The sequence below is a fragment of the Robertmurraya sp. genome (assembly GCF_036676585.1).
GTDB lineage: Bacteria > Bacillota > Bacilli > Bacillales > Cytobacillaceae > Robertmurraya_A.
Genome location: NZ_JAKFCQ010000079.1, coordinates 1 through 18908, shown reverse-complemented (window position 1 = coordinate 18908; position 18908 = coordinate 1). Strand labels below are relative to the sequence as shown.

19 protein-coding genes are annotated in these 18908 nt (G+C 36.3%); 10 read left to right on the top strand and 9 right to left on the bottom strand.

The features are described from left to right. Positions 1-214: 214 nt before the first annotated feature. From ACGLXV_RS11205 to ACGLXV_RS11195, 3 genes are read right to left on the bottom strand one after another with little or no spacing between them, the layout of a single operon-like run. On the bottom strand, positions 215-1732 hold the full coding sequence (locus tag ACGLXV_RS11205) for a glycosyltransferase (protein ID WP_391558652.1): 1518 nt from the start codon (positions 1730-1732) through the stop codon (positions 215-217). A 48-nt stretch (positions 1733-1780) separates the two neighbouring features. Continuing rightward, complete coding sequence (locus tag ACGLXV_RS11200; protein ID WP_391558651.1) at positions 1781-3655, bottom strand: glycosyltransferase; 1875 nt, start codon at positions 3653-3655, stop codon at positions 1781-1783. Next, positions 3652-5127, bottom strand: coding sequence for a glycosyltransferase family 2 protein (locus tag ACGLXV_RS11195; RefSeq protein WP_391558653.1), 1476 nt, complete (start codon positions 5125-5127; stop codon positions 3652-3654). Before ACGLXV_RS11195 ends, ACGLXV_RS11200 begins: the two co-directional genes overlap by 4 nt. 332 nt (positions 5128-5459) lie before the next feature. On the opposite strand from ACGLXV_RS11195, the gene ACGLXV_RS11190 reads away from it, so the two are divergent. The 4 genes from ACGLXV_RS11190 (at position 5460) to ACGLXV_RS11175 (ending at position 9474) form a co-directional block, all read left to right on the top strand. Next, the gene (locus ACGLXV_RS11190; protein ID WP_391558650.1) at positions 5460-6725 is read left to right on the top strand and encodes a nucleotide sugar dehydrogenase; all 1266 of its coding nucleotides are present in this window, start codon (positions 5460-5462) and stop codon (positions 6723-6725) included. Continuing rightward, positions 6722-7690 carry an NAD-dependent epimerase/dehydratase family protein gene (locus tag ACGLXV_RS11185; RefSeq protein WP_391558649.1) on the top strand — a complete coding sequence of 323 codons (969 nt, stop codon included), beginning with the start codon at positions 6722-6724 and terminating at the stop codon, positions 7688-7690. The genes ACGLXV_RS11190 and ACGLXV_RS11185 overlap by 4 nt, the downstream gene beginning before the upstream one ends. Positions 7691-7727: 37 nt before the next feature. Next, positions 7728-8591, top strand: coding sequence for a glycosyl transferase family 2 (locus ACGLXV_RS11180; protein ID WP_391558648.1), 864 nt, complete (start codon positions 7728-7730; stop codon positions 8589-8591). Positions 8592-8718: 127 nt separating this feature from the next. Further along, positions 8719-9474, top strand: coding sequence for a MerR family transcriptional regulator (locus ACGLXV_RS11175; protein WP_391558647.1), 756 nt, complete (start codon positions 8719-8721; stop codon positions 9472-9474). 86 nt (positions 9475-9560) lie between these two features. Here ACGLXV_RS11175 and ACGLXV_RS11170 read toward each other — a convergent pair whose 3' ends face one another. Together ACGLXV_RS11170 and ACGLXV_RS11165 are read right to left on the bottom strand one after the other, a co-directional pair. Further along, positions 9561-9713 carry a hypothetical protein gene (locus tag ACGLXV_RS11170; RefSeq protein ID WP_391558646.1) on the bottom strand — a complete coding sequence of 51 codons (153 nt, stop codon included), beginning with the start codon at positions 9711-9713 and terminating at the stop codon, positions 9561-9563. Between the two features lie 149 nt (positions 9714-9862). After that, complete coding sequence (locus ACGLXV_RS11165; protein WP_391558645.1) at positions 9863-10786, bottom strand: GNAT family N-acetyltransferase; 924 nt, start codon at positions 10784-10786, stop codon at positions 9863-9865. A gap of 256 nt (positions 10787-11042) precedes the next feature. Between ACGLXV_RS11165 and ACGLXV_RS11160 the strand changes: the two genes are divergently transcribed. The 3 genes from ACGLXV_RS11160 to ACGLXV_RS11150 all read left to right on the top strand — a co-directional run bounded on the left by ACGLXV_RS11160 (position 11043) and on the right by ACGLXV_RS11150 (position 14023). Further along, positions 11043-11888: an ABC transporter ATP-binding protein gene (locus tag ACGLXV_RS11160; RefSeq protein ID WP_119707790.1), complete on the top strand. Its 846-nt coding sequence runs from the start codon at positions 11043-11045 to the stop codon at positions 11886-11888. A gap of 123 nt (positions 11889-12011) precedes the next feature. Continuing rightward, a complete protein-coding gene (locus tag ACGLXV_RS11155; protein WP_391558644.1) occupies positions 12012-13019 on the top strand; it encodes a FecCD family ABC transporter permease in 1008 nt (335 codons plus the stop codon). Continuing rightward, on the top strand, positions 13016-14023 hold the full coding sequence (locus ACGLXV_RS11150; RefSeq protein WP_391558643.1) for a FecCD family ABC transporter permease: 1008 nt from the start codon (positions 13016-13018) through the stop codon (positions 14021-14023). Before ACGLXV_RS11155 ends, ACGLXV_RS11150 begins: the two co-directional genes overlap by 4 nt. 43 nt (positions 14024-14066) lie before the next feature. Here ACGLXV_RS11150 and ACGLXV_RS11145 read toward each other — a convergent pair whose 3' ends face one another. Both ACGLXV_RS11145 and ACGLXV_RS11140 read right to left on the bottom strand, forming a co-directional pair. Next, complete coding sequence (locus tag ACGLXV_RS11145) at positions 14067-15521, bottom strand: PAS domain-containing protein (RefSeq protein ID WP_391558642.1); 1455 nt, start codon at positions 15519-15521, stop codon at positions 14067-14069. Positions 15522-15523: 2 nt separating this feature from the next. Continuing rightward, positions 15524-15934, bottom strand: a complete 411-nt coding sequence (locus tag ACGLXV_RS11140; RefSeq protein ID WP_391558641.1) for an ATP-binding protein — start codon at positions 15932-15934, stop codon at positions 15524-15526. Between the two features lie 245 nt (positions 15935-16179). On the opposite strand from ACGLXV_RS11140, the gene ACGLXV_RS11135 reads away from it, so the two are divergent. Together ACGLXV_RS11135 and ACGLXV_RS11130 are read left to right on the top strand one after the other, a co-directional pair. Continuing rightward, a complete protein-coding gene (locus tag ACGLXV_RS11135; protein ID WP_391558640.1) occupies positions 16180-16536 on the top strand; it encodes a hypothetical protein in 357 nt (118 codons plus the stop codon). A gap of 59 nt (positions 16537-16595) precedes the next feature. After that, the gene (locus ACGLXV_RS11130; protein ID WP_162927721.1) at positions 16596-16739 is read left to right on the top strand and encodes a hypothetical protein; all 144 of its coding nucleotides are present in this window, start codon (positions 16596-16598) and stop codon (positions 16737-16739) included. 53 nt (positions 16740-16792) lie between these two features. Here the strand turns inward: ACGLXV_RS11130 and ACGLXV_RS11125 are convergent, their stop codons facing one another. Both ACGLXV_RS11125 and ACGLXV_RS11120 read right to left on the bottom strand, forming a co-directional pair. Beyond that, positions 16793-17242 (bottom strand): NUDIX domain-containing protein, encoded by a 450-nt coding sequence (locus ACGLXV_RS11125; RefSeq protein WP_391558639.1) that lies wholly within the window; start codon positions 17240-17242, stop codon positions 16793-16795. Positions 17243-17251: 9 nt separating this feature from the next. Continuing rightward, positions 17252-17680 carry a DUF1801 domain-containing protein gene (locus ACGLXV_RS11120; protein WP_391558638.1) on the bottom strand — a complete coding sequence of 143 codons (429 nt, stop codon included), beginning with the start codon at positions 17678-17680 and terminating at the stop codon, positions 17252-17254. Between the two features lie 135 nt (positions 17681-17815). Here ACGLXV_RS11120 and ACGLXV_RS11115 point away from each other — a divergent pair, with 135 nt between their 5' ends. Further along, positions 17816-18793, top strand: a complete 978-nt coding sequence (locus ACGLXV_RS11115; protein ID WP_391558637.1) for a DMT family transporter — start codon at positions 17816-17818, stop codon at positions 18791-18793. Positions 18794-18908: the final 115 nt, after the last annotated feature.

The following is an 18908-nucleotide window of genomic DNA, read 5'->3' as shown; positions in this document are numbered from 1 at the left end:
CTTTTTAGTCATCAAGATTCCCCCATTCCGTTTTTCTCACTAAATAAATTAAGTATACAAAAAGAACCCTATAAAGTAGTCCTTTTTTCAAAGTGTCTACTCTATAGGGTACATTTTAAACAGAGATAGTCTCTTAAATTTTTGTTCCAATTACCATAATAAAAGCACCTCCAAAAGTTAGTTTTGATCTAACTTTTAGGGTGCTTTCATATTATCAATTTATACTCTTATCTAATAGATATGCTATGGCTTCCAAATGATCTCCGTTAATACGTAAAACAGCCTTAGGATGCCCAGATGATGAAAAGTGTTGATCGGGCCTTATTTTATTCGGACTCATTACGTCGACAAAGTGTACATTTGAAATGGTATAACCTTGAAGAATGGATTTTACGTGTGCTATATTCGGATTCATTAAAGTATGCCAACCGATTCCATTTAAACATGATTTGCTCATAGCATGGGGAATAGCAACCACTGATCCAACACCTAGATCTTTACGATTACATATAATATTTAACAAGTACTTGTATTGGTTTACCACATACAAAGGAAAATGATTAATATTCAGATTATTCAGAGCGATATCTACTCCGTTTGATACTGCTAAGGCATATTGTTGTAGATCGTATGAAGATATTGGAAAGTCCGCATCAATAAATAATAGAATATCTCCCTTTGCAATGCTTGCCCCGATCGCTCTCCCTACATCAATACCCAATGCTTCTTCAAATACGACAACTGTTGTTCCATACAATCTTGCTATTTCCTCTGTGTTATCAGTTGACCCATTTACTACAACAATAATTTCTAACGGTTCCGCGTACCTTGCTTGAGAAAGGACAGCTGCAATTGTCGCTTCCTCATTTTGTACAGGTATTATTATTGACAACTGTTTTCCATTATACAATGAGGAGGTTCTGCCATTGCCTTCATAAATTTTTGCATAATTAGATAAATTATTATTCTTTTTGATATCTAATACGAGGTCTCTTCTTCTTCCGCTATCATGATAATTCCCTCTATTTCCATGTATTTGAAACCAATTACCCCATCCCTCTAAGAAAAGTTTTATATGTTCTTGTTCCCATTCGGTTAATGGAACTGAAAAATGTGCCTGTTCCCGAGTATATTGTCTTTCTATAGAAGAAATGTTTACGTAAATAGGTCTTGCTATCTTAAATCCATGTTCTAAGATTTGCATGTGTGCTACAGCTAAATTAACAAAGCAGTCAATTCCTAATTGATTTTTAACCTGCTGATTATAGGCATGAGGAAACGAAAGCAGAGTATCAATAAATAGGGAATTATGACCTAGACTATCATTATACACCTCCTTACATAATCTAATTGGATCTGGCCATTGTTTATTTCTAGTTTTTAAAACGTTTGGTATTAAATTATTTAACACCACGTCAGCTTGTTTATTAGTTAAAGGTTCTAAAAATTTTTTTATTTCCTCTGAACTAATGGAAGATAAACGACTATCTAAAAATAGGATTATATCACCTTTAGCTTTATTTAAGGCTGATACATATCCGTTATTATCTTGAATTCCGTCACTAATTACTATCTGACAGGATTTTGATTTTACAGTTGAAATAAATTTACTATTTTCTTCATTCGAGAATACAACGATTATTTCAAACGGTTTGATTGACCACACTTTTTCTAAAAGTACTTCATCAAAAATATTGGAGCCAATTAATATTACAGATACTTTGTTACCCAATTTTATCCTCCCTCCAAATACATCTTGTCAAACGGTGTGAATATTTTATTAATTGTTGGTGGTCTTTCTGTGTTGAATAAAATGAGAAATAGCTTCCAAATGATCCCCGATGATTCTTTGTTCAGCCGGTGTCTGCCCTTTTTGAGAGGGATCCACAAAATTGATGATATCCGCTTTTGAGGAGATTGCACCAATATAACGTGCCTGGCCTAAACCTATGTTTTCTTTAAATACAAAAAGAGTTACACCAAGCTTTTTTACTACTTCTTCAGTATTATCCGTTGATCCAGTCAAAACAACGATAATTTCCAATGGTTCGATTTTCCTTGCCTCTCTTATAACTTGTTCTATAGTTTGTTCGGCATTTTGCGCTGCAATTATTACAGATAATTGCTTCCCCTGATATAAACTTGAGAAATATCCCCAGCCCTTTTGTATTGGTTTATGATTTTCAAACCTTACTTTATTGGAAGTATAATTAGGGTCTGCGTATATCTTTTCTAAAACATACTGTCTACTTCCTCCATGTGTATAACTTCCTAGATGCTGTTCTGGTCGCATTTTATTTGGCCTTAACACATCTACTTGTTGGACGCATGAGACCGTATAACCTCCTTCGATCGCTTTCACTTGTGCAAGACTTGGACATGCTAGCGATTCAAAACCAATATGTTCTAAACAAGATCTACTTATGGCATGTGGTACTGCTAAAAGTGAACCGATACCTAGAAACTCTTTAGCGCAAAGGATATTTAAGCCGTACTTAAATGCACTAACATTGTGAAGAGGGTACTGAATTGGTAGTAAACCATTTAAATCGTTAAGTGCCATATCAACTCCATTACATAAAGATGTAGCGAAAGGAAGAAGTTCTTTAGTCTTGATAGGGAAATCAGAATCAATAAACAGAAGAATATCACCTTTAGAAATATAAGCACCAATGGAACGTCCCACATTGTGACCAAGTCTCTCATGATACTCGACTACCGTAGCACCATGATTTTTAGCAATTTCAGCTGTTTTATCTGTTGAACCATTAACTACAACGATAATTTCGTAAGGTTCCAGTTTTCTAGACTCTTGGATGACTTCTCCTATTGTTAACTCTTCGTCCTGAGCTGGAATAATTATTGATAATTTCTTCCCCTTATATAATGAAGATTGGGTACCCCATCCGCTTTTACAATTAAGTAGACCCTTCTTAATTTTCAAATCTTCTAAAATATCTAATCGTTTGCCACCATCGCTAAGAGCACCCCTTTTACCTTTTATTTCTAACCATTGACCAAGAGCGTCCAATATCCAGTTAGTATATATTGATTCTTCTTCATGACTAAATGGTCGAACTTTTAAAAGTCCTTCACTGGGTGTGACAAAGCTCTTAGAGACCTTAGCTCCTTTTTGGATTAACTCAAAATAAGAAACTATAGGATTTTCCATTTTCAAAGATGGAACTGATCTTTTTTTAATAGCAAAGGGAAAGGAAAGGATATTACTGATACCAAACTCCCTAAGTCCAACAATCTCATTTATATTCTGACACCAAACCATTAAAGGGCTTAGGACCTCTCCCTTCATTAATAGTTGACTTAAGTCATTTAACACGAGATCAGAATTACCCGTAGCAATAGGTTTTATAAATGTTAATAACTCATTCATATTATTAAGGTTATTTCCGTCTATAAATAGTAGAATCTCCCCCCTAGCTTTCGTAAATGCTTTGTCATATGGGGAATTTACTTTGTTACAATCAACAAAAATAATTTTTTTATTAAAAGTTAACTCTGTACTATCTACATTCTTATTTTCTGGTTTCACCACTATTACTTCAATTGGATTTAGTAACAAAGCATTTTGAATTACATCCTTTAATAGGTCCTCCCCGTTCCAGTATGGAATAACTACTGTTAGACTATTGTTCACAAAAATTCCCTCCTTCTTCCTCCATCAGTAAATCCACCACGCTCATTGGTTATATTCAATAGAAATGTAAGAGCTTCTAATTGGTCACCTAAAATTTCTTCCTTTTGCATATTCTTATTGATTGATGGTACCCAATTGGTTGGATTAATGACATCTACTTTAATGCCTGCCAGCATTGCCTTTAAAAATACCAAAGTAGAGTTACAATAGTGTTCCTCTTCAATAACTTCGGAAATCTTCAGAGTATTTATTGCAAAAGGCAACGAAGACAACCCATTGTTCAATAGCTCTGGCTTTGATATGCACATATTTATAAAGTATTGACCTATACTTACAGAATCAAATGCTTTATCTGTTTCTAATAATTGTTTACGTTCTAAAAGTGAAATTCCTGCTCCGCTATCAATCGATTGAAGTAAAGATTTAATCTCTTTAGACTTAATACTATTATTTTCTTCCAGGAAGACACATATATTAGCATTGGCATGCCTATTAGCTGCAGTAAGTGCTATTGAAAAAAAACTATTATTTTCACATTCTATGATTTGAATGGAATTAAAATTTGTAATGTCCCCCTTCTTATTATTAATATCATTTTTATTTCCAATAACTATTACCTCTTCTACTCCAGCATTTTCCGCTTCTTTAAGCGTTGCTTCTAACTTATTTCCATGTTCCGATAACATAATAACAGCACTATTTTTTATATCTTTCTTAGATTTTGTTGAGATTAACTTGTACAATTGTTGACGGTTTTTTGTACTACTTTTAAAACCACCACGAGGACCATAGGTATCCACTATATATCTGATTGCTCTTAAATGATCACCTATTATCCGACTTGTAGTTTTAGGAAATCCTGATTTTTCATCTAACTGTATATGGATAGGTCTTATTCTATTTGTGGTAATTACATCAACAGTGGTCGGTGCGCAAACACGTAACCCTTTCGCGACTGCAATTGCTTGGGCTAAAATTGGATCTGCGAGGTTCTTCCATCCAATGATATTTATAGCATTCTTACTTAGTGCATGAGGGACCGCTAATAATGAATTCAAAGAAAGCGCGCTTTGATACATGTATTCATTTACTGCAATTTTACTAACGGTCGTAAAATGTGGACGCGTTTTTGAATTAGCTAGAAAAGATAGATCATTTAGGGCAACGTCAAACCCCTCTCTTATTGCGTTAATAAAATGCTGTAACTCTTTGTATTGAACCTTAATATCTCCGTCTACAAATAAGATACAATCACCAGTGCAATGTTTCGCCCCAATTGCTCTTCCAATATCATTACCTAAAGCCTCTTCGTAATAAATTATTTTACATCCATGATTCTTAGCAATCTCTCCCGTTTTATCATTTGATCCATTTAGAACAAGAATAATTTCCTTTGGCTGAATTTTTCTTAGTTCCTCCAATACTTGGTTTATTATGTGTTCTTCATTTTGAACTGGAACAACAACAGACACCTCCAAATAATGGCACCTCCTATTATTAGAATTTTGTTATTTTCAAATTATAAAAGAGTACTACCTCTCCATAAGATATGCGGTTTATTGCCCTTTGATTAGAGTAGTGCCTATCTAAGCTACATAATTAGCCAGCCAGTTAGACTAGAATCATAAATTAACAAACCTACAGTCCAAACCTCCATAACATAGCTAGAATTATTTTTATTAAGAAAAGTAGGTTGTTTTTCTATACACACATTTTTGATACGCATAATTTATACTACGTGCCTTATCGAGATTTCTCTTGGAGACATAGATTTAATCATCTAGAAAGGAAGGTTCATAATAGAATGGCAGAAGACAAGAAAAGTGTGGTAGTTATCGGTTTGGGGTATGTGGGACTCCCTCTTGCAACCCATTTCGCCAAATACGGATTTTCAGTGATTGGTTTGGACAAAGACCCTAATAAAATTGAGAGTTTAAAAGAAAACAAAAGCTACATCCCTGATGTATCAGACCAAGAACTAGTTGAACTATATAACAATGGCTTATTCAGGGCCTTATTCCCTGAAGATGGCAAAGAATTATTAAAAAGTACTCCCTTCGTGATTGTTACTGTCCCCACTCCACTTGGAGACAATAACGAACCAGATTTAAGTTTCATTATTTCCTCTTCAAATTTTATTAGAGACAACTTACAGCAAGGACAAACGATAATTTATGAAAGTTCTACCTATCCAGGTACTTTAGAAGAAGTTATATTGCCTATATTAGAACAAACTGGAAAAAAGGTGGGCAAAGATTTTTATTTAGGTTATTCCCCAGAAAGAATTGATCCAAGTAACACAAATTTTACATTGGCCTCTATTCCTAAAGTTGTAAGTGGACAAACCGATGAATGCCTCAAACAAGTCCTATGGTTATACGAGCAAACATTTGATAAACCTGTGCCCGTTAGTTCTCCTAAAGTGGCAGAGATGTGCAAATTATTCGAGAACATTCAACGTCTTGTAAATATTTCACTTGTCAATGAAGTATTTTTGTTATGCAAGAAACTTAATATTGACTTTTATCAGTCTCTACAAGCAGCTGCAACAAAACCATTTGGCTTTACTCCCTATTGGCCAGGACCTGGTATTGGAGGACATTGTATCCCAGTAGACCCTATCTACTTTCAATGGAAGTTAAATCAATATGGAATGAGGAGTCGAATGATTGAGGTTGCTGAAGAAATTAACAATCAAATGCCTCAAGAAGTAGTGAATCAAATTAAAGAGTCCCTTCCTAATAAGATAGGAAAAGTTCTTCTTATTGGCATGGCTTATAAGAAGGACGTAAATGATTTACGAGAGTCACCTTCCCTCGACATCTTTGAACTATTAGTTGAGGAGGGAATGGAAGTCAGTTACTATGATCCTTATTTCCCAAAAATAACAATAAAAAACCAAGAATTTGTTTCTGTTGAGTTATCAACCTATGATATTCAAAAGGCTGATACAGTTGTAATATTGACAGATCACAGCACTATTAATTGGAAACAAATTAAAAATGAGGCTAAAAGGATTGTGGATACAAGAGGAGTACTAAGGTTTGAAAATGAGGAGGATTCTCAATGACTCAAAAATCACTAAAATGTCTAATAACAGGAGGAGCAGGCTTTATTGGATCTCATCTAGCCGAAGAACTTGTTAATAGGGGACATCGTGTTACAATCATAGATAATTTATATAACGGGAAACAAACTTATCACGATGATCTATTCCAAAAAATCCCATTCCTTAAAATTAGTGTTCTTGATCATGAGATGATTGATTTATTGGTCGCTAATCATGATGTAATATTTCACCTAGGTGCTATTTTAGGTGTTAAGAGTACAATGGATAGAAGTGTGGAGCTTATGGAGACCAACATAGATGGCACAAGAAATGTTCTTAGAGCTGCTTTAAAATATGACAAAAAAGTTGTCTTTGCCTCAACATCTGAAGTATACGGTAAGGCAACTCCCCCTTTTGCAGAGGATGGAGATCGGCTGTACGGTGCAACAAATAAACTTAGATGGTGCTATGCAGTTAGTAAAACTTTAGAAGAAACTCTTTGTTTAGGTTATGGTCTCAAGGGACTTAAGGTTTCCGTTGTTCGCTATTTTAATATTTACGGACCACGCGCAAAGGAAGGTCCCTACGCGGGGGTTATTCCAAGATTTATCAGTGCGGCATTAAAAGGAGATCCAATCCAAGTATACGGAGATGGTACTCAAACTAGATGTTTTACCTATATAAGTGATGCTGTAGAAGCTACGATTAGAGCTATAGACGATGAGTGTAATAATGAAATCATTAATATTGGCTCCCAATCAGAGATGAATATCCTTAACTTAGCAAAACTAGTCCGTAAACTATCCCACTCAAATTCCCCTATTTTATATGTACCATTTGAAGATGTTTATCCATTAGGTTTCGAAGAAATTCCAAATAGGTATCCAGATGTATCTAAAATGTCAAGTTTATTATCTTTTAAACCAAAAGTTTCATTTATAGAAGGATTATCAGAAACTATCGAATGGTTTAAAGAAAATATCTAGTTCAATTGATTGTATAAGGAAGGTGGTGAGATAAAGATTGCTTAAGGAGTACCCTCGTAAAAATATAAACTATGAACATCTAGATAGTCTGTTGCTTCCGTACAATCAACCTTTCATTTTAGTGCTGAACTGGGAGGGAATCACTTTTGAATTTCTAATCAAATTAAAACAACAATCAGAACACTTAATTGTGTTAGGTTCAGGGGCAATGAATTTTAACGAAAATCGAATTCCCCCACCTTATTTCCAAAGACATTCATGGATTCAGGATTTTGAAGATTCTACTATTTATTATAATGATCCAACTTTGTATGCTGACTCAGAATTACTTGTAGGATGGGGACAAGGTATTAATAAAAGATTTTTTATTAAAGATATTGCTACCATTTTAGAAAAACTAATAAAAAAAGTAAGTATCCCTTTTGAAAAAGTGATTTTCTATGGTTCCTCTGCAGGAGGCTTTATGTCCCTAATTCTCTCTGGCTACCTAAAGGATTCCATAGCCCTAGTTAATAGTCCCCAAACCGATTTATTAAAATGGCTGAAAGTTCCAGTTAAACAGGTTTTTAAATACTCATATCCAAATATGTCAGAAACGGAAATTGTTAATAACTATTTTGATCGAATTAACGTAGTACACTTTTATAAACAAATAAAGTATGTCCCAAAAATTTACTATCTGCAGAACGCTTATTGTGAAATAGATGTAAAAGACCATGTAATACCTTTTATTATCGGCATTCAAGGAATGGGAGCTGGATGTCAAGTAAATAAAGTAATTCTTGATTTTTATTATGATGTAAGACCAGGGCCAGCGGTAAGACCTGCGTTAGGTGGACATGGTGCCTTAGGAAAAGCAGATACCCTTAAATATATCGATAAAGTAAAGAGAGAATTTTAGGTTGACATATCCTTAAACAAAACAATCTCCATCTAAATACTTGGGAGATTGTTTTTATTTTTTCTTTACCCTATTTACATTAACGCTACGTAAAGGTTTATAGTGAGCATATAAGGAGGTGAAACAATTGGGATACACGGTTCAAAAGCTCGGCCAATTAGCAGGAGTTAGTACGAGAACATTACGTTATTACGACCAAATTGGACTTCTGGAACCAAGCAGGGTGAATTCGAATGGCTATCGAATTTATGGGCAATCAGAGGTGAATCGTCTTCAGCAAATCCTTTTTTATAAAGAGCTTGGAGTTAGCTTGGATACGATTAAAGAAATACTCTCCTCCTCTACGTTTGACGCAGAAGCGGCGCTAAGAGAACATCGGTTAAAGCTAATAGAAAAACGGCAACAAATAGAGACGTTAATTTGTAATGTGGAAAAGACCATTGCAGAATCTGAAGGGAGAATTACCATGTCAAATAAAGAGAAATTTGAAGGGTTTAAACAAAATTTACTTGCTGAAAATGAAAAGAAATACGGAAAAGAAATTCGTGAAAAGTATGGAAAAGATACAGTAGAACAATCCAATGCCAAGCTCAAGAACCTGTCTGAGGAGGACTATCAAAAGGTGACAACTTTAGAGCAACAAATAAGAGACGTTTTGTCCCAAGCATTTACAAGTGGTGATCCTGCAGGTCCGCTTGCGCAACAAGCAGCCGAGCTTCATAAACAATGGCTTTGTTATTTTTGGCCAACCTACAGCAAAGAAGCGCATGCTGGACTTGCCCAAATGTACGTCGATGATGAGAGATTCACTGCCTACTATGATAAAGATCAACCTGGAACAGCTGAGTTTTTACGTGATGCGATAGCCATTTATACGAAATAATAGGAGGAGCGATTTGCCCCTCCTTTTTTCACAGCATGGACCTGAAAAAAACAAATCTGACTTAAAAGATTTGTCTCTTGTTTTTCTTACTTATTCTTTTTTGACATTTGAGCCGGCTTCGGCATATCGCCTTCGGTCATTCCCGTTATTTCCGTTCGATTCATTTTACTAGTGTCTTTTCCGGCACCAGGTAATGTATTTGCCATTGGTAATTGCTCTAGTTCCTTTCCTCTTGGCAAGTTTACCACCTCCCTTTTCATTTATTAACATGCTCCCTTTCTCTTTAAATACACAGGTAAACAGTGATAATATTTCTTGAGTCACCATCCTTCCTAGCTTCTTACTTCAAAAGTACATAAAAAAAGAATCAGCCCAAAAGAGGCTGATTCTAAAGGTCGTATCCAAATTCAATACTGGTATAAAACATGCGATATCCAAGGGATTGGTATAGTGAAATCGCATTTCGATTATCTCCAAACACTCCTAATGTTGCTTCTATTTTCCCTTTTTCCTTTAAAAAAGTTAATGCTTCAGTAATTAATGCCTTCGCTATACCCTTTCGTCTCCAATCAGGTAATACAAAGATATTTTCAGTGGCACTTCTCTCTTCTCCGAGACTCCATGTCATAATACTACCCACTACATTATTTCCGTCAAATGCCGTAAATGTATCCCATTCTGCACCAGACTTTGTCCATCTTAGATGATTCAAGCTCCAACAAATCCCATTTGGATCTCCAGCAGCCTCTGCACGCAAATACATTTCTTGCTCTTCTTGAGTCTCCATTTTCCAATTTAATACCTTTATATTTGGTGGTAAAGAAAATTGAGGGATTGGTTCTGTTAAATCTCTTTTCATCACTAAATGATTTTGTTTCGATATAAATCCTTTTGATAAATAAAAATCCATCTCCTCTAAATCATCAGAAGAAATCGTATGTGTAAGAGTAATTTTTTTATTGGGGTATTGGCTTCGAATCATTTTAGCTCTAATCATAACTGCATCTGTTAACTCATCCACTGCTTCTTGTGGAACTGTCGTGTTCTCATTTATGGATAAATCCATCTGTAGCTTAAATTCAAAGTCCAAAGGCTTGTTCGGATCTTCGATTAAGCTCCAAGACTGATCGGGAGCAATATGTGCGGAAGCGAGAACTTCTCCTTCTTCACTAACGGCACAGAAAATATTATCTGAAGCATAGTCCCCATTGAATCGATAAGCTAACATTGAAATAAAATCAAACTTGGCAATTTGATTTGCATCCTGTTCCTCATAATTTCTTATTTTATATGGCTTCTTCACTCTCTCCATACGTACATCCTTTCATCCCAATCTCTATTAAGAATTATTCGCCATATATATAAGAATTCCTCTATATGTCAATGTCAATTTGCACCAAGTGTCCACCCCACACGGACAAAATCCCCAAAACTGTCCACGAAGGGTGTCTGTCACCGCAAAAGGTGAAAGATTTTATTGACAGGGGGATGAATGCGTTTTATATTTAATATATCCGATACTGATAATCATTATCAATTAACAAATTATTTACATAAGGAGGTTTCCAATGGTTCGCCTATATACTGACCAACTTTCCGTTGCTTATGGAGAACGAACGATAGTGAAAAACCTCAGCATCCATATACCAGATAAAAAAATTACGACCATTATTGGTTCAAATGGCTGTGGAAAATCGACGTTGCTTAAAGCCATTACACGAATAATTGCTCAACAAGCTGGGACAGTCCTTTTAGATGGAGAGGATATTGCTAAGCAGCATACAAAAGAACTAGCTAGAAAAATGGCCATACTCCCTCAGTCACCAGAAAGTGTTGGTGGACTTACAGTAGGAGAGCTTGTCAGCTATGGACGTTTTCCTTACCAAAAAGGGTTTGGCCGCTTAACAAAACGAGATTTTGAAGTTATTGATTGGGCTCTTGAAGCAACAGGAACAATGGATTTTAAATTCCGACCGGTTGATGCCCTTTCTGGTGGGCAAAGACAACGGGTATGGATCGCCATGGCACTTGCTCAGGAAACCGATATTATTTTCCTGGATGAACCTACCACGTATTTGGACATGGCTCATCAGCTTGAAGTTCTCGAACTGTTGCAAGAGTTAAACCAAAATGAGGGACGAACGATTGTCATGGTTCTACATGATTTAAATCAAGCCGCTCGATTTGCCGATCATTTGATCGCCTTAAAAGCAGGGGAAATTGTAAAAGCTGGAACTTGCGAAGAAGTGATTCAACGTGAGGTATTACGAGAGGTATTTCAAATTGATGCAGAAATCGGCAGAGATCCGCGGACAAATAAGCCAATGTGCATAACCTATAACCTGCTTAAAGGGAATTCACTAAATGAACAACACATGGTTTCCACTCTTACTCCTGTAAGTGTGAATTACTAATGCTACGCCTATTAAATAGAGTTCTATACTAAGAGTTTTCTTGAAAAATAGTTTACTTACGTAGAGGAATTCATCAACGAATTCCTCTCTTTCTTTTGAAATGTAAAAAGTGAGGTGACTAGATTGCTACATAATAACAAACCTATATCGTTTTTCTTCAAATGCATCGTTGCACTTTTTTTATTTATACTCATGTTTAGCATTGCAATGGTTTTCGGAGCCGCGGATACAACTTTCAAGGATGTTTGGCTGGCCTTATTATCCAATCAAACAAGTGAAAAAATATTAATTTTACAAGAGATTCGATTGCCACGGGAAGTTGCTGCGATAGTAGTTGGTGCAGCCCTAGCTGTATCAGGGGCAATCATGCAAGGAATGACACGAAATCCGCTCGCTGATCCAGGTTTATTAGGTCTTACTGCTGGTGCGAATGCAGGACTAGCGATTACCATAGCCCTGCTTCCATCCGCAAATTACTACGGAATCATGCTTGCTTGTTTTATTGGTGCGGCTGTTGGAGCTCTGCTTGTTTTCGGCATAAGTGCAGTAAAAAAAGGGGGATTCTCTCCTTTCCGTATCGTTCTAGCAGGATCAGCAATATCTGCCTTTCTTTTTGCCATTTCAGAAGGTATTGCTATCTTCTTTAAAATCTCAAAAGATGTATCGATGTGGACAGCTGGAGGAGTGATCGGAACCACCTGGGGCCAACTTCAAATAGTAGTCCCGTTCATTATTATCGGAATCATTCTTTCCATTTTTCTATCAAGGCAACTAACCATTCTTAGTTTAAATGAAGAAGTGGCGGTAGGCTTGGGACAGAATACGACTCGTGTAAAAGCCTTTTTATTTGTGATTGTCATCGTTCTTGCAGGGGCCGCTGTAGCCTTAGCTGGTAATCTAGCTTTTGTTGGTTTACTGGTGCCCCATATCGTGCGGGCAATTGTCGGAACGGACTACCGCTTTATTCTTCCGATGTCGACCATTTTTGGTGGAACATTTATGCTGCTCGCAGATACGATTGGACGTACATTAAATTCACCTTATGAAACACCTGTAGCGGCCATTGTTGCCATGATCGGGCTCCCCTTCTTTTTATTTATCATTCGTAAAGGAGGGAAAGAATTCTCATGATTCATCAAAACCTTATAAAAAAACAAAGAGCCCTAGTGATTGCTCTGCTCGTACTTATCCTTGGCACTATGATAGTGAGTTTAAGTCTTGGTTATTCTGCTGTTAGCTATGATCGAATCATACCAACCTTATTAGGGAATGGATCGTTTAAGGAAGAATTTATTCTCTTTGACATCCGTCTGCCCCGCATCGTCATTACCTTGTTAGCAGGAATGGCTCTCGCACTATCCGGTGCCATTCTTCAAGGAATTACACGGAATGATTTAGCTGACCCAGGCATCATCGGAATTAATTCTGGTGCTGGTGTTGCAATAACTGTCTTTTTTCTATTTGCACCAATCGACGCATCAACATTTGCTTACGCGATTCCGATCCTTGCATTTTTCGGAGCTATCCTTACATCAGCACTTATTTATATCTTTTCTTATAAAAAAAGTGTTGGCCTTCAGCCTGTACGATTGGTATTAGTTGGGGTCGGTTTCTCGATGGCACTTTCCGGTGCTATGATCGTTCTTATTTCATCTGCAGAACGAACTAAGGTAGACTTTATTGCAAAGTGGTTGGCAGGAAATATATGGGGGACTGATTGGCCATTTGTATGGGCCATTCTCCCTTGGCTTCTTGTGTTGATTCCCTTTACTTTATACAAGGCGAATCGCTTAAATATTTTAGCCTTAGGTGAGTCCATTTCTATCGGTGTAGGGATTTCGATAGAGAAGGAGAGAATCACTTTATTAATTACAGCTGTTGCATTGGCAGCGTCTGCCGTTTCCGTGACAGGCGGAATAAGCTTCATTGGTTTAATGGCCCCACATATGGCCAAAGCGATGGTTGGACCGAGAAACCAGTTGTTTATTCCCGTTGCACTTCTTGTAGGAGGATGGCTATTATTGTTTGCTGATACCATTGGGCGTAATATTATTGAACCTGAAGGAATTGCTGCTGGTATCATGGTGGCCCTTATTGGAGCACCTTATTTCTTATATCTTCTATTAAAAAAATAAAAAAATGACCCTCTTTTTTATGTAAGAGGGTCTTGTGCTTACTCTAAGATAATTTCACCTGAATAAAGCATACATCATCTTGAAGTTGTTTGTTTTTCAATTCCTTTGACAAATGGAGAAAGAGATTTTTATCCTTTTCTTTTTTCTTCGTTAACTCTGCCAATGAGGAATTCAAATACTCTAAGAGACCGTCAGTGTAAAGAAACAACTCTGTCAAATCTTTATAATAGAGAGTTTCCGCTTGAAATTGATGATTGGGAAGAAAGCCTACAGGTATTTCATTGGAAGAGATTTCTCTTAGCCCCTCCCCTTCCTCAAGGATAAAAGATGGATGTCCCGAATTAATGTAATCTATTCTTTTGTTTTTCATATCAATCAAGAGCACAATACAAGTAAAATACATTCTTGTCATTCTCTCATTTTCGGCTTCTGAGAATAACTCAAGCATATGTTGATTAAGTCTATTTAAAATATAAGTAGGATGGCATGTGTCATATTTTAAAATCGATGTAAGCTCTGCATTAATCGACATCGTTAGTAAAGAAGAAGCAATTCCGTGCCCCATCACGTCCATAATCATAACAAAATACAGATCATCATCTATTTTCTGCCATTTATAGAAATCACCACCAATTTCATGAGACGGAAAATAAGACCCACAGATCGTAATTGATTGATCATCAATATCCTTGCTTAATATTAATTGCTGAATGGTACGAGATAAAGAAAATTCACGCTTTAAATCAAGTTCTAAAAGCTTTTCCTTCGTTACATCCATTTGAATTCCAATAAAATGACTTACCTCTCCTTGTTCAGTAAGAACGGGATTTATACAGACCTCATTCCAGAAAGTAGTTTGATCTTTCCTATAATTTAATATCTCTACCTTAACTTCTTCCTGATTCGCCACTTTTTCTCTAATGACCCTTTTTGTATCCTTACTCGTTAATGGGCCTTGTAGAAACCTACAATTTTTACCCAAAATCTCATCTGGACCATATCCAGTTAGACTTTCGAATCCTTTATTGTGGTAAATAATAGGGTTATCCTCTTGATGTGGATCAGTGATAGTAATTCCTATCCCGGTATGGTCAAGCACGTCCGCCAATAGCTTATTCATTTCTGTTAATTCACTTTTTTGTTTCTTTAATTTTTGTTCCTCTGTAATATCCCGTAAAACAATTTGTAGAAATCCTTCTTCTTTTAAAAGCGTGTACTTTACATTGAATGTTAATGGGTACCCTTCTTTATGATATATTTTAACTTGGAATTCATCTGTTTTTTCTCCAGAAAATACGGCAGCGAAAATAGACAGAGTATATTCTAACGAGTTCGGGTCAAGTGAAATTACCTTTGAAAAGTGCTTGCCTAATATTTCTTCCCTCTTGTACCCAAGCACCTTCTCATAAGATGTATTCACATAGACACAAATACCTTCTGTATCTAATACTGAAATTAGATCCGGAGAACCTTCAATTAATGACTGATAAAAGTTCATATTCATTTTTCCAACTCGAATAGTAATGTTAGTTTTCTTCCACCTTCAGAGTAGGAGATATGCTTTGCACACTTTTTCATAATGGCAATTCCTCTTCCCCTTGTGCTCGGTAATGTTTCTATAAAATATTGATCAGGATCTTTAACCGACATGATCTTTTCTTCGTGGTTGAATCCATCTCCGTTATGCTCAACTTCTATAATGATTTCACTTCCACTTATCTCTGTTGTAACCGTAATAACCAATGAAGAATTGCTTTTTATGCCGTGTTCAAACGCATTATTTACCGCTTCTCGAATAGAGTACATTACCAAATGTAATTTTTCCGCTGCGTAGTTCCCTATATAATCTTCCAATTCCTGTTCAAGTGTCTCGTATTCTTCATATGTTGAAATCTGTATTGATTTTTGCATGTTCTTCTCTTTCACTTCCCTTATTACATACAATATAATACCTTCCTCTATTATGAACCAACAATAACCTTTGTTAGTCAATCATTCTGCAAATATAAAAAAGAGAACTTCTATAAAAAGTTCTCCCTATCCCACTTAGCTATTCTGATGTAAAATAACTCAACTTACAAAGCCTAACAGCTTGGTCTATTTATTACAACTTTGCATATAGTTTAATAGATATTGTGTGAAGGAGTAATTCATTTATGAAAAAATATATGTATTTAATAAGCGTAATTGCTCTCATAGGGCTTGTAGCTTATTTGGAATCTCCAAACTCTACATTCACTCATCCAAATGAAGGTACAAATATGTATTCTTCGATTCCTTCTATTGAGGATGCCGACATTTCTGAAACAACAGAAGCAAATTCTGATGTAGAGAACGAAGAGGAAGAGGCTGTTATTGCATCATTAGAGCTAAAACTAGAAAAAACTGAACTCGTGGATGGTTATATAATCGAAACTTATAGGGAATACGAAATCTATAATAATGAAGCTGGTGAAGTAATTAAATCTGTACCAACAGATCATTACGAGTACTTAAAGTACTTAGATGAATAACTTCAAAAGTCATGTATCTAAACATACCTAATCACCCACCCTACTAATGGGAGGTGAAGATGATGGCAGATGAAAGACCAATCGAATATAGTGGAAAAGTTCTTGACGAAAGAAACACATTAACAGGACCTGATAAGGGGAAAAACGGCTTTCCAAAAACACCAAAAAATGTCCCCATTCGCAATAATCAAAAACAAAGCTAATAATAAACAAAGTGGAGAAGACTGTTAAATGCAGTCTTTTTCTATTACCTTCTCTAAATCCCTAATTTCACAAACGCCTGCTTCACTCCCCACACTTGATGCTCATGAAACAATAAGTTTTCAACTTCGGATATGTGCACCCAAATAGGTTCTTCATCTATTTCAACAGGTTCTTGCACCTTTTCACCAAGTGTAGCCATGTAAAAATGTGCATGATTCAAGGTTGGATATTTCCCCATAGCCAGGTGGTATTTTTGGGCCTGACCAAGATACTCACCCATAAACACCTGAAACCCTGTTTCTTCGAGCATTTCCCTTTGTAAGCACTCCTCGTGATTTTCTTTTTCCTCCAAACCTCCACCAGGTAAAAAGTACCCTCCTCGAGTCGTCCGAATCACCAATATTTGATCTCTTTTTTTATTGAAGATGATGCTATACACACCAATTCTCGTCTTATACTGAAGATTTTCCCCCTTGTTCCCAAAGACCAAAATTTCCTTCATAATCCTTCTCTACTCCTCGTTGTTAGGGTATGTAGCTTGTAAAAAGTCAATCGACTGCACAATTAATTGTTTTAATACCTCAACATTCACGTCATCAAGTTTATTGATATATACGCAGCCCTTTCCTTGCGTATGTTTTCCAAAGCTTTCAAGTAGCTGTTGTCGATTGGAATCACCAGGAGCAAAATATAAGCTTATTTTTGCTTTTCTAGGAGAATAACCGACAAATGGTGCTTCTCCCTCATGACCTGACTCATATTTGTAATGGTATTTCCCAAAACCAATAATACTTGGTCCCCACATCTTTGCTTCGTACCCGCTCGTAGTCGTAAAAATGTCTAACAATCTATAGACATCCTCTTTTTTTCTTGGTTGTTCCACTTGTTCAATAAACTCAAGCACACTGCGGTCTGTTTCCTTTGTCTTTTGTTCGTACATCTTAAAAACCCCTTTCTTTAAAAAAATTTACCATTAATTCTTAGGAAAAGCGAATTCTCCAAAAATTTGGAATCTTATGGTATTATATAAGAATTATATATTATAATGTTGTTATGTTTGAGAGGATGTGCTCATTTGAGAGAAATTACCTTAGGAATTTTAGCTTCTTTGTTTTTTGCTGTTACCTTTATTTTGAATCGTTCAATGGAGCTATCAGGAGGCAGTTGGCTATGGAGTTCCTCGTTACGTTACATTTTTATGGTACCCTTTTTATTTATGATCGTCATGTATAGAAGGAATCTAAAACATATGTGGAAAGAAATGTGTTCCAATCCACTTCCTTGGCTTTTATGGAGCTTTGTAGGGTTTGTTTTGTTTTATGCACCTATTACCTTTGCCGCTGCATTCGGACCAGGCTGGCTCGTTGCTGGTACTTGGCCACTTACCATTGTGGCAGGTGTTCTTCTGGGGCCGCTGTTTTATAAAACGGTGGAATCAAAAAATGGGCCGATCAAGGTTCGGCAGCAAATCCCGATCCAGGCCTTATTCATTTCGTTTTTCATTCTAATAGGTGTTGTACTGATTCAATGGCAGCACGCTCAAAGTTTAACCTTCGAAATTGTGATAGCAAGCACTTTTCCTGTCCTTGTGGCTGCTTTTTGCTACCCGCTTGGAAATAGAAAAATGATGGAGATTTGTGGGGGAAAATTGGATACTTTTCAGCGAGTGTTTGGTATGACCCTTGCTAGCCTCCCTTTTTGGCTACTAATTGCTGGAATTGGATATGTTCAGGTGGGTCCACCCTCGGCTGAGCAAATAACCCAGTCATTTATCGTCGCGATTTCCTCTGGGGTGATTGCCACAACATTATTCTTCATCGCTACAGATCGTGTTAGAGATAACCACGATAAACTAGCAGCCGTTGAAGCAACACAGTCGACTCAAGTCATTTTTGTCATTGTGGGGGAAGTCCTCCTTTTATCCACCCCATTACCGAGTACACTCGCAACAATAGGACTATTTATCGTCATGTTCGGCATGCTATTGCATAGTTTTTCATCGAAAAAGGGACAAAAACCAAACATAAGTGTTAAAAAAGAGACATTTTCTTAAAGAAACACAGTGTAATAGAAGAGTTATTTGCTATTTATGTATTTTACTTGCGATTATTTTTATTTATTTGCGATTGTAAAAGTTTTTTTGCGATTCTCAGATTTTCTTTGCGATT

Bases quoted from the DNA above. Each gene is read 5' to 3' on its own strand.
- ACGLXV_RS11145 (WP_391558642.1), bottom strand. From the start codon at position 15,521: ATGAACTTTTATCAGTCATTAATTGAAGGTTCTCCGGATCTAATTTCA.
- ACGLXV_RS11135 (WP_391558640.1), top strand. From the start codon at position 16,180: ATGAAAAAATATATGTATTTAATAAGCGTAATTGCTCTCATAGGGCTT.
- ACGLXV_RS11165 (WP_391558645.1), bottom strand. From the start codon at position 10,786: ATGGAGAGAGTGAAGAAGCCATATAAAATAAGAAATTATGAGGAACAG.
- ACGLXV_RS11125 (WP_391558639.1), bottom strand. From the start codon at position 17,242: ATGAAGGAAATTTTGGTCTTTGGGAACAAGGGGGAAAATCTTCAGTAT.
- ACGLXV_RS11190 (WP_391558650.1), top strand. From the start codon at position 5,460: ATGGCAGAAGACAAGAAAAGTGTGGTAGTTATCGGTTTGGGGTATGTG.
- ACGLXV_RS11150 (WP_391558643.1), top strand. From the start codon at position 13,016: ATGATTCATCAAAACCTTATAAAAAAACAAAGAGCCCTAGTGATTGCT.
- ACGLXV_RS11130 (WP_162927721.1), top strand. From the start codon at position 16,596: ATGATGGCAGATGAAAGACCAATCGAATATAGTGGAAAAGTTCTTGAC.
- ACGLXV_RS11120 (WP_391558638.1), bottom strand. From the start codon at position 17,680: ATGTACGAACAAAAGACAAAGGAAACAGACCGCAGTGTGCTTGAGTTT.
- ACGLXV_RS11160 (WP_119707790.1), top strand. From the start codon at position 11,043: ATGGTTCGCCTATATACTGACCAACTTTCCGTTGCTTATGGAGAACGA.
- ACGLXV_RS11185 (WP_391558649.1), top strand. From the start codon at position 6,722: ATGACTCAAAAATCACTAAAATGTCTAATAACAGGAGGAGCAGGCTTT.
- ACGLXV_RS11140 (WP_391558641.1), bottom strand. From the start codon at position 15,934: ATGCAAAAATCAATACAGATTTCAACATATGAAGAATACGAGACACTT.